Origin of the sequence: Paraburkholderia sp. (genome assembly GCF_036488505.1) — a bacterium.
Classification (GTDB): domain Bacteria; phylum Pseudomonadota; class Gammaproteobacteria; order Burkholderiales; family Burkholderiaceae; genus Paraburkholderia.
This window is the reverse complement of record NZ_DASXHN010000226.1, coordinates 1-8,644: the sequence shown is the minus strand read 5'-3', so window position 1 is coordinate 8,644 and position 8,644 is coordinate 1. Positions and strand designations below refer to the sequence as shown.

Sequence of the window (8,644 nt, the reverse complement as noted above, 5' to 3'; positions counted from 1 at the left end):
TGTGGAAGGCATGCGGCTTTTTTTCATCAACTGATCATCACTCGCCGAGGTATGCTGCCCGGACCTTCGGATCATCAAGCATGGTCTTCGCATCACCCGACATGGTGACCAGACCCGAATCCATCACGTATCCGCGATTCGCCGCCTGCAACGCCAGCCGTGCGTTCTGCTCCACCAGCAACACCGTCAGCCCTTCGCCCGAGATCTCACGCACCACCTCGAAGATCTTCTCGACCATGATCGGCGAGAGACCCATCGATGGTTCATCGAGCAGCAGCAGCTTCGGCCGCGACAGCAAAGCCCGCGCCATGGCCAGCATCTGCTGCTCGCCGCCCGACAAGGTGCCCGCATATTGCGTCGCGCGCTCCTTCAGGCGCGGGAAGAACCCGAACATCCGCTCGGTGTCCTTCTGGATCTCGTCCTTGTCGTTGCGCAGGTACGCGCCCATCTGCATGTTTTCGAGGATCGACATGCGCGCGAAAATGCCGCGCCCCTCCGGCACCATCGCGAGACCGCGCTTGAGCAGTTCGTGCGCGGGCAGCCCCTTGATCGACTGGCCCATGTACTCGATATCACCCGCCGAGTACGCCTTCAGGCCCGTGATCGCCTTCATCGTCGTGGTCTTGCCCGCGCCGTTCGCACCGATCAGCGTGACCAGTTCGCCCTGCCCGACTTCGAGGTCGATGCCCTTGACTGCCTGGATGCCACCGTAGTTGACCTGCAGGCCCTTGATTTTCAACATTGCTTGCGTCGTGGACATCAGTGGACTCCCGCACCCAGATAAGCTTCGATCACCTTGGCATCCTTCTGCACGTCTTGCGGCAGACCCTGGGCAATCACCTTGCCGTAGTCGAGCACCGTCATCTGGTTGCACAGGCCCATCACCAGCTTCACGTCGTGCTCGATCAGCAGGATCGTCTTGCCGTCCGCGCGGATCTTGTCGAGTAGCTTGGTCAGCTCGACCTTCTCGGTTGCGTTCATGCCGGCCGCCGGTTCGTCGAGCGCCAGCAGCTTCGGATCGGTCGCCAGTGCGCGCGCGATTTCGAGCCGGCGCTGATGGCCGTACGACAGATTGCGCGACGTGTAGTCCGCGTACTGCGCGATGCCGACGTAGTCGAGCAGTTCGATCGCGCGTTCCTTGATCTCGCGCTCTTCCTGGCGCTCGCCCGGCGTCTGGAACACCGCGCCGAGCAGGCCGTGCTTCGTGCGCACGTGACGGCCGACCATCACGTTCTCGAGCGCGGTCATGCCGCCGAACAGACGGATGTTCTGGAACGTGCGGGCGATGCCCGCCTTCGCGACCTGATACACCGCGGTCGGCGTGTAGTTCACGCCGTCGAGCTTGAATTCGCCGGAATCCGGCGTGTACAGCCCCGTAATCACATTGAAGAAGGTCGTCTTACCGGCGCCGTTCGGACCGATCAGACCGTAGATCTGGCCGGCCTTGATCTGCAGGCCGACATCCGACAGTGCCTGCAGCCCGCCGAAGCGCTTGTTCACGCCGTTCACCGACAGCCGGATCTGACCGTTGCCTGCGTTGTTGCTTACGTTATCGCTCATGTCTTTTTTCTCCTGTCGACCCGGGTTAGCGCTTTAGCGCCTGGCCCAGGTCCCATGCCGGGACATCGCCCCTTAGGCGCGCACCGGCTTCTTGCTGCCGCGCCTGGCCAGCTTCGCAATCCTGTCCTCATGCTTCGGCGCGGGCCACAGGCCCTCCGAGCGATACAGCATGATCACGACCATCGCGAGACCGTACAGCAGCTGACGGATCACTTCGGTGTCGACGATTTCATGACCAAAGATCATGTCCTGCAACGGACCCATCGTCGAGCGCAGGAATTCCGGAAACACCGCGAGCAGCACCGCGCCCAGAATCACCCCGGGGATGTGCCCCATCCCGCCGAGCACCACGCACGCGAGCACCACGACCGATTCCCAGAACGTGAAGGATTCCGGCGACACGAAGCCCTGAAACGCGCCGAACATCGCACCCGACAGACCGCCGAACGAGGCGCCCATCGCGAACGCGAGCAGCTTCACGTTACGGGTATTGATGCCCATCGCCTTCGCGGCGATTTCGTCTTCGCGGATCGCGGCCCATGCGCGGCCGATACGCGAATGCTGCAAACGCGTACACACCCAGATCACGAACAGCGCGCACAGCACGAACAGGTAGTAATACGAGTACACCGACGGGAACTGGAAGCCGAACAGCGAGTGCGACTGCGCGAGGCTGAAGCCGTCGACATGCACGGGGTCGATACCGGTGATCCCCTTCGGGCCGTTGGTGATGTTCACCGGACGGTCGAGGTTGTTCATGAAGATCCGCACGATTTCCCCGAAGCCGAGCGTCACGATCGCGAGGTAGTCGCCACGCAGACGCAGCGTCGGCGCGCCGAGCAGAATCCCGAACATCGCGGCGAGCGCCATCGCCACCGGCACGATGATCCAGATCGGCACGTGGATGCCGTTAGGCGCAAGATGCGCGATCCACTCGAACTGCGTCGCGAGATGCGGCGAGCTCAGCAGCGCGGCCGTGTATGCGCCGATCGCGTAGAACGCGATGTAGCCCAAGTCGAGCAGGCCGGCGAAGCCAACCACCACGTTCAGGCCCAGCGCGAGCATCACGTACAGCATCGCGAAGTCGAGCACGCGGACCCAGTAGTTGCCGCCCGCCGTGCCGATGATGATCGGCGCGGCGATCACGAGGATGGCCGTGACGATGCCGACAGCCAGCGTCTTCGTCAGGTTCTTTTCGGGGATGAGCGTCGTGGACGGCTCGATCGGTTGAATTGAGGTCATGTCTTTTTCTCCCGGGATCAGGCGCGATCCGCAACGCGTTCGCCGAGCAGGCCCGACGGACGGAACACCAGCACGACGATCAGCACGATAAACGCGAACACGTCCTGATAGTTACTGCCGAACACACCGCCAGTGAGGTTGCCGATGTAGCCGGCGCCCAACTGTTCGATCAGGCCGAGCAGCACGCCGCCCACCATCGCGCCGCCGAGGTTGCCGATACCGCCGAGCACCGCCGCGGTGAAGGCCTTCAGGCCGGGGATGAAGCCCATGTAGAAGTGCGCGTTGCCGTATTCGGACGCGATCATCACACCGGCCAGCGCGGCGAGCGCCGAGCCGATCATGAAGGTCGCGGAGATCACGAAGTTCGGGCTCACGCCCATCAGGCTCGCGACGTTCGGGTTCTCGGCGATCGCGCGCATCGCGCGGCCGAGTCTGGTTTTGTGCACGAGCAACAGCAGGCCCGCCATCACGAGGAACGCGACCACGATGATCACGATTTCAGTCATCGAGATCACCGCGCCCGGCGTCGTGTCGGTGGCCTTGATCACGTTGATCGGATCGGTGGGCAACAGCTGCGGGAACGGCAGCGGGTTGCGCGACCAGATCATCATCGCGAGCGTCTGCAACAGGATCGACACACCGATCGCGGTGATCAGCGGCGCAAGACGCGGCGCCCGGCGTAACGGCCGGTAAGCCACGCGCTCGATCGTGTAGCCGACCACCGCGCAGACCGCCGCCGCGATGATCAACGCGATGATGAGCGTCGGCACGTTGCCGAGGCCGGGGAAGTGGTTCTGCAGCACACCAATGGCGGAAAGCGCGACCATCGCGCCGACCATCAACACGTCGCCATGCGCGAAGTTGATGATGCCCAGAATGCCGTAAACCATCGTATAGCCCAGTGCGATGATGGCGTAGACACTGCCAAGCACCAGTCCATTCAGGACCTGCTGGATGAAGATATCCATTTAATGCTCCTTAGCCCGTGCGACTGGATTCACGCTGTTCATCGGCCGGTAGGCCGATGCGCCACGGAATCTCAACGGCACTGCGGGTACTGATATAAAAGACCGGTAAGGGTTATCCGCTGCCGGTTTGCCCTGACAACCGTGATGCGGTCGCGGGCTCGCCATCGGCGAATGCAAAAACGGCACCGTTGGATGGTGTCGGTGCCGTCAGGCTCAACTTCCCGTCATCACATCTTGACGACGTCGAGAACCGCTTTTTTGCCGTCCTTGAAGTCGTAAAGCGTAATGGCGCCCTCTTTCAAATCACCCTTGTCGTCGAACGCGATGTGGCCGATCACCCCGTTGTAATCGGTCGACGGCATCGCAGCCAGCACGTTGGGCGCCTCGATCGAATTAGCGCGCTTCATTGCATCGACGATCACGTACACAGCGTCATACGTAAACGGCGCGTAAATCTGCACCGGCGTGTGGAAGCGGTCCTCGTACTTCTTTTCGAAGTCCGCTCCGCGGTCCATTTTCGAAAGCGCGAGACCCGCCTCCGAACAGACCAGGTTTTGCACGGCGGTTCCCGCCAGCTCGCCTACCTTGTCGGTGCACACACCGTCGCCGCCAAGGATTTTTGCCCTGATACCGAGCGCCGCCGCCTGCTTCGTAAACGGCCCGCCCGTCGCGTCCATGCCGCCGAACATGATTGCGTCCGGCTGAACACTCTTGATCTTCGTGAGGATGGCCCGGAAATCCGTGGCCTTGTCGTTCGTCGCTTCGCGCGCGACGATCTTCGCGCCGCCGGCCTCCGCCGTTTTCGCGAATTCGTCCGCGAGACCTTTGCCGTAAGCGGTCGCATCGTCCACTACCGCGATGCGTTTGGCGCCCAACGCGTTGGTGGCGTAATTGGCGAGCGCCGGACCCTGCTGCGCGTCGGTGGCAACCACGCGGTAGGTCGTCTTGAACCCCTGCTGCGTGTACGCCGGATTCGTCGACGACGGCGAAATCTGTACGATGCTCGCGTCGCTATAGGTCTTCGCCGCGGGAATCGAGACCCCCGAGTTCAGGTGCCCCACCACGGCGACCACATGGTCGTCTACCAGCTTCTGCGCGACGGCGGTGCCGGTTTTCGGGTCAGCCGCATCGTCCTGCGCGTCGAGCTGCAGCTGGATCTTGCGACCGTCGATCGTCAGGCCCTGCGCATTGATTTCCTCGACCGCGAGGCGCGCCCCATTTTCGTTGTCCTTCCCCAGATGAGCGATGCCGCCCGTCAATGGGGCCGCATGACCGATCTTGACGATAGCCGCTTCGCTCGCGGGTGCGACCGCCGCGGCAGTTGCCGTCGATGCGCCGGGGCCCGCTTCGCCATCCTGTTTTTTGCCGCACGCGGTCAGCATCGCAACCACGGCCGCGATGGACACGGCGTAAGCAAATTTGACTCGCATCAAGTAAGGTCTCCTGCGCCTTGCAAAATCCATTGTTCAGGACCGCGAGGCCTTGAGAACGCGCGCATTGTAACTCCAATTATGAGGCTGGCAATATTGTTGAACCGGCAGGGTTTTCCTGCATTGCAACCGCATTTTGAGCGCGGAATCCGCTACAAGGCGCAACTGGGTTGCGATACTTTAGCGTGCATCAGTTGCACCGTCGTCAAGCGCGATGGAACGAGGTACTGCGCGTGCTTCGCGCGGGACGCTGGATGCGTGGGGCTTTGCGTCGATCGGACTTTCAGCGCGCATCAGTTGAGATGCACCGCTCCGGTGCATGGCCGATCGGGGCGGCTCAGCTTGAGAGGCTCGAACCGGGGTCGCATCGCCTCGAAATCGATAAAACGCCGGATCGAAGAGCGGATTTTTTTGTTGGGAAGGCCACTCAAATTATTGATTCCCGGTGATGGCGCACTATTTTCCATCCGATCCGCAGGACATGCACGACCCAAAAAAAAGCGCACCGTGAGGTGCGCCTTTCTTTCGGCAGGGCGAATGGGTCGTCAGGCGGGCAGTCCCAGCCCGCGCGGCAGCGGAAACGCGATGTTTTCCTCGATACCGTCGAGCGCGCGCACGTTGCGTACGCCGAGCTCCCGCAACCGGGCGATCACCGCCTGCGCCAGCGCCTCCGGCGCCGACGCCCCTGCTGTCACGCCGATGCGGCGCTTGCCGTCGACCCACACCGGATCGATCTGGTCGGGAGAATCGACCATATAGGCCGGCACGCCCAGCTTTTCGGCGAGTTCGCGCAGGCGGTTGGAGTTCGAACTGTTGGGGCTGCCAACGACGATGACGACGTCGCACTGCGGCGCCATGAACTTGACGGCGTCCTGGCGATTCTGCGTGGCGTAGCAGATGTCCTGCTTCTTCGGCTCACGGATCGATGGGTACTTGGCTTTCAGCGCACGGATGATTTCCGCGGCGTCGTCGACCGACAGCGTGGTTTGCGTGACGAACGCGATGCGCTCGGGGTCGGCGAGCTGCAACGCCTGGACGTCTTCGATGTCTTCGACGAGATACATGCCTTCGGCCGTCTGGCCCATCGTCCCCTCGACCTCGGGGTGACCCTTGTGACCGATCATCACGATGTCGAAACCGTCCTGGCGCATTTTCGCGACTTCGATGTGCACCTTGGTCACGAGCGGACAGGTCGCGTCATATACCCGCAGCCCGCGCGACTCGGCCTCCGAACGCACGGCCTTCGGCACACCGTGCGCGCTAAAGATCACCGTATTGCCGGCCGGCACTTCCTCGAGGCTTTCGATGAAGATCGCGCCCTTCTTGCGCAGATCTTCGACCACATACGCGTTATGAACGATTTCGTGGCGCACGTAGATCGGCGAGCCGTGCAGCTTGATCGCCCGCTCGACGATCTCGATCGCCCGGTCGACGCCGGCGCAGAATCCGCGTGGCTGGGCCAGTAGGATCTCCGCTTCGGCGAGAGTCGTATCCGTGATGCTCATGTTTACAGAATCCCGATGATTTTCACTTCAAACGCCAGCGACTGGCCGGCAAGTGGGTGATTGAAATCGAACAGGGCCGACGTTTCGCCGACTTCCTTCAACACGCCGGCATAGCGCCCGCCCCCCGGCGCGTTGAATTCCACCAGATCGCCCGGGGAAAAGTCCTCGCCGATCATGCTGTGCTCCCGCAACGTGGCGAGCGACACACGCTGGATCAGTTCCGGATTGCGGGGACCGAATGCACGCTCAGGGGTTAGCTGAAAGGTCGAGTGGTGGCCCACCTTCAAACCCAGCAAAATATCCTCCAGCGACGGCGCCAGTTGCCCGGCGCCGAGCAGCAGCGTGGCTGGCTTGTCGTTGAAGGTGTTGATCACTTCGGCACCATCGGCAAGGGAAAGCCGGTAATGCAGTGTGACGTGTGAACCGGGTTTCACCTCGGAAATATCGATGATGCTCATGCAATGCTCGCTCAGTCGAAGCGCTCGGCACGCGTGCGCCGCGGGCGCAGTCGACGCGTGTGGCAAACCATCGGATGCCGTGCGCAAAGCGTCTATTGTAAGCCACCTGGCCGACGACAGTTCGAGTCCGTCGCACGCGGCGGCAGCTTGTCACACCGCGCGCCGCCAACCCAAAGCGGAGGTTTCTACATATATGGCCGATTTCGCCAGCACCATCGACGAAGCACCCACGGTTGCCCCACGCCGTAAGAAACAGCACCACCGTGCCCCAGCCGACACCGCGAATGTGGCACCTGCTAGGGCCGGCGTTACTGGAGTTGTTGTGGCAGACGCAAACGCCGGGCCCGCCCGGCCCATTGGAGAAGAATTGCGCAGGACCGCCGGAGCCGGGGAGGCGCGCGAGCCCGCAGCAGACGCCGGCGCCCGCCAGCAGTTGTTGCGCGGCAAATGGCTCAAGCGCGACATGCCGCGCGAGCGGCTGATCAATCAGGGCGCTCATGTGCTGTCCGATGCCGAAATGATCGCGCTCGTGCTCGGCTCCGGCTTACCCGGCCACGATGTATTCAGCGTCGCACGCACGCTGCTGCAAAGGTTCGGCTCGCTGCGCGCGATGCTCGACGCGACCTATGCCGATTTCGACGGCATCCGCGGCCTCGGCCCGGCGAAAAGGGCGCAGCTGCTTGCAATCATGGAAATGGCGCGCCGCTCGCTGGTCGACAAGATGCGCAAGCGCCGGCTGATGAATTCACCGGAAGCAGTGGAAAACTATTTGCGGCTGCAGATCGGCGGACAAGCTCAGGAGGTGTTCCTGTCGCTGTTTCTGGACGCGCGGCATCGGCTGATCCGCTGTGAGGAAAACGCGCGCGGCTCGCTCACGCGCATGGCCGTCTATCCGCGCGAGATCGTGCGTCGCGCGCTCGCCGCGAATGCCGCGAGCCTCATCATTGCGCACAATCACCCGTCCGGAGCCGTGGATCCGAGCGCGAGCGACTGCCGCCTGACAGAGACGTTGCGCGATGCCCTTGCGCTCGTCGACGTGCAATTGATCGATCACCTGATCATCGGCGCGGACAGCGTATACTCGTTTGCTCGCGCCGGTTGGCCAGGGCTGAACCACAAGCTGGCGGAGCTGTCGGAACAGGCGCGCGCGCCGCACGGCGGCATGTCCGGCGTCGCAAATAAGGTTTGATTTTGCGGCTTTTTTTCTGCTAGAATCCCGGTTTGCCTATTTCCAACCCCCTGTTCCGAAGCCATCAAGGCGTTCCGCAAAAAGTCGGGCGGCTGTAGTAGCGAGTCTTTCATCAACTCACTTCAGCGCGGCTCTTTTCGGGAAACTTTCGCGGCGTTCGAACTCAGAATTAGCGTATTAGGAGTGCTCTCATGGCACGCGTATGCCAAGTAACTGGGAAAGCGCCGATGAGCGGCAACAACGTTTCCCACGCGAACAACAAAACCAAGCGCCGGTTCCTGCCGAACCTGCA

Annotated in this window: 9 protein-coding genes; 2 read left to right on the top strand and 7 right to left on the bottom strand. The window is 62.3% G+C overall.

The annotated features are described in order from the left end of the window. Window positions 1-37 precede the first annotated feature (37 nt). The 7 genes from VGH68_RS13595 to VGH68_RS13565 all read right to left on the bottom strand — a co-directional run bounded on the left by VGH68_RS13595 (window position 38) and on the right by VGH68_RS13565 (window position 7,163). A complete protein-coding gene (locus tag VGH68_RS13595; RefSeq protein ID WP_414696939.1) occupies window positions 38-742 on the bottom strand; it encodes an ABC transporter ATP-binding protein in 705 nt (234 codons plus the stop codon). A gap of 17 nt (window positions 743-759) precedes the next feature. Then, window positions 760-1,560, bottom strand: a complete 801-nt coding sequence (locus VGH68_RS13590) for an ABC transporter ATP-binding protein (protein ID WP_331604148.1) — start codon at window positions 1,558-1,560, stop codon at window positions 760-762. Window positions 1,561-1,632: 72 nt separating this feature from the next. After that, on the bottom strand, window positions 1,633-2,802 hold the full coding sequence (locus VGH68_RS13585; protein WP_331604147.1) for an ABC transporter permease subunit: 1,170 nt from the start codon (window positions 2,800-2,802) through the stop codon (window positions 1,633-1,635). A 17-nt stretch (window positions 2,803-2,819) separates the two neighbouring features. Then, complete coding sequence (locus VGH68_RS13580) at window positions 2,820-3,770, bottom strand: branched-chain amino acid ABC transporter permease (RefSeq protein ID WP_331604146.1); 951 nt, start codon at window positions 3,768-3,770, stop codon at window positions 2,820-2,822. 227 nt (window positions 3,771-3,997) lie between these two features. Then, on the bottom strand, window positions 3,998-5,200 hold the full coding sequence (locus tag VGH68_RS13575) for a branched-chain amino acid ABC transporter substrate-binding protein (protein WP_331604145.1): 1,203 nt from the start codon (window positions 5,198-5,200) through the stop codon (window positions 3,998-4,000). Between the two features lie 545 nt (window positions 5,201-5,745). Then, a complete protein-coding gene (ispH, locus tag VGH68_RS13570; protein WP_331604144.1) occupies window positions 5,746-6,705 on the bottom strand; it encodes a 4-hydroxy-3-methylbut-2-enyl diphosphate reductase in 960 nt (319 codons plus the stop codon). Between the two features lie 2 nt (window positions 6,706-6,707). Further along, window positions 6,708-7,163, bottom strand: a complete 456-nt coding sequence (locus VGH68_RS13565) for a peptidylprolyl isomerase (RefSeq protein WP_331604143.1) — start codon at window positions 7,161-7,163, stop codon at window positions 6,708-6,710. Window positions 7,164-7,356: 193 nt separating this feature from the next. Here VGH68_RS13565 and radC point away from each other — a divergent pair, with 193 nt between their 5' ends. Beyond that, the gene (gene radC, locus VGH68_RS13560; RefSeq protein WP_331604142.1) at window positions 7,357-8,352 is read left to right on the top strand and encodes a RadC family protein; all 996 of its coding nucleotides are present in this window, start codon (window positions 7,357-7,359) and stop codon (window positions 8,350-8,352) included. Between the two features lie 191 nt (window positions 8,353-8,543). After that, window positions 8,544-8,644: 50S ribosomal protein L28 (gene rpmB, locus VGH68_RS13555; RefSeq protein ID WP_331604151.1), on the top strand; the 101-nt coding region annotated here is incomplete at its 3' end.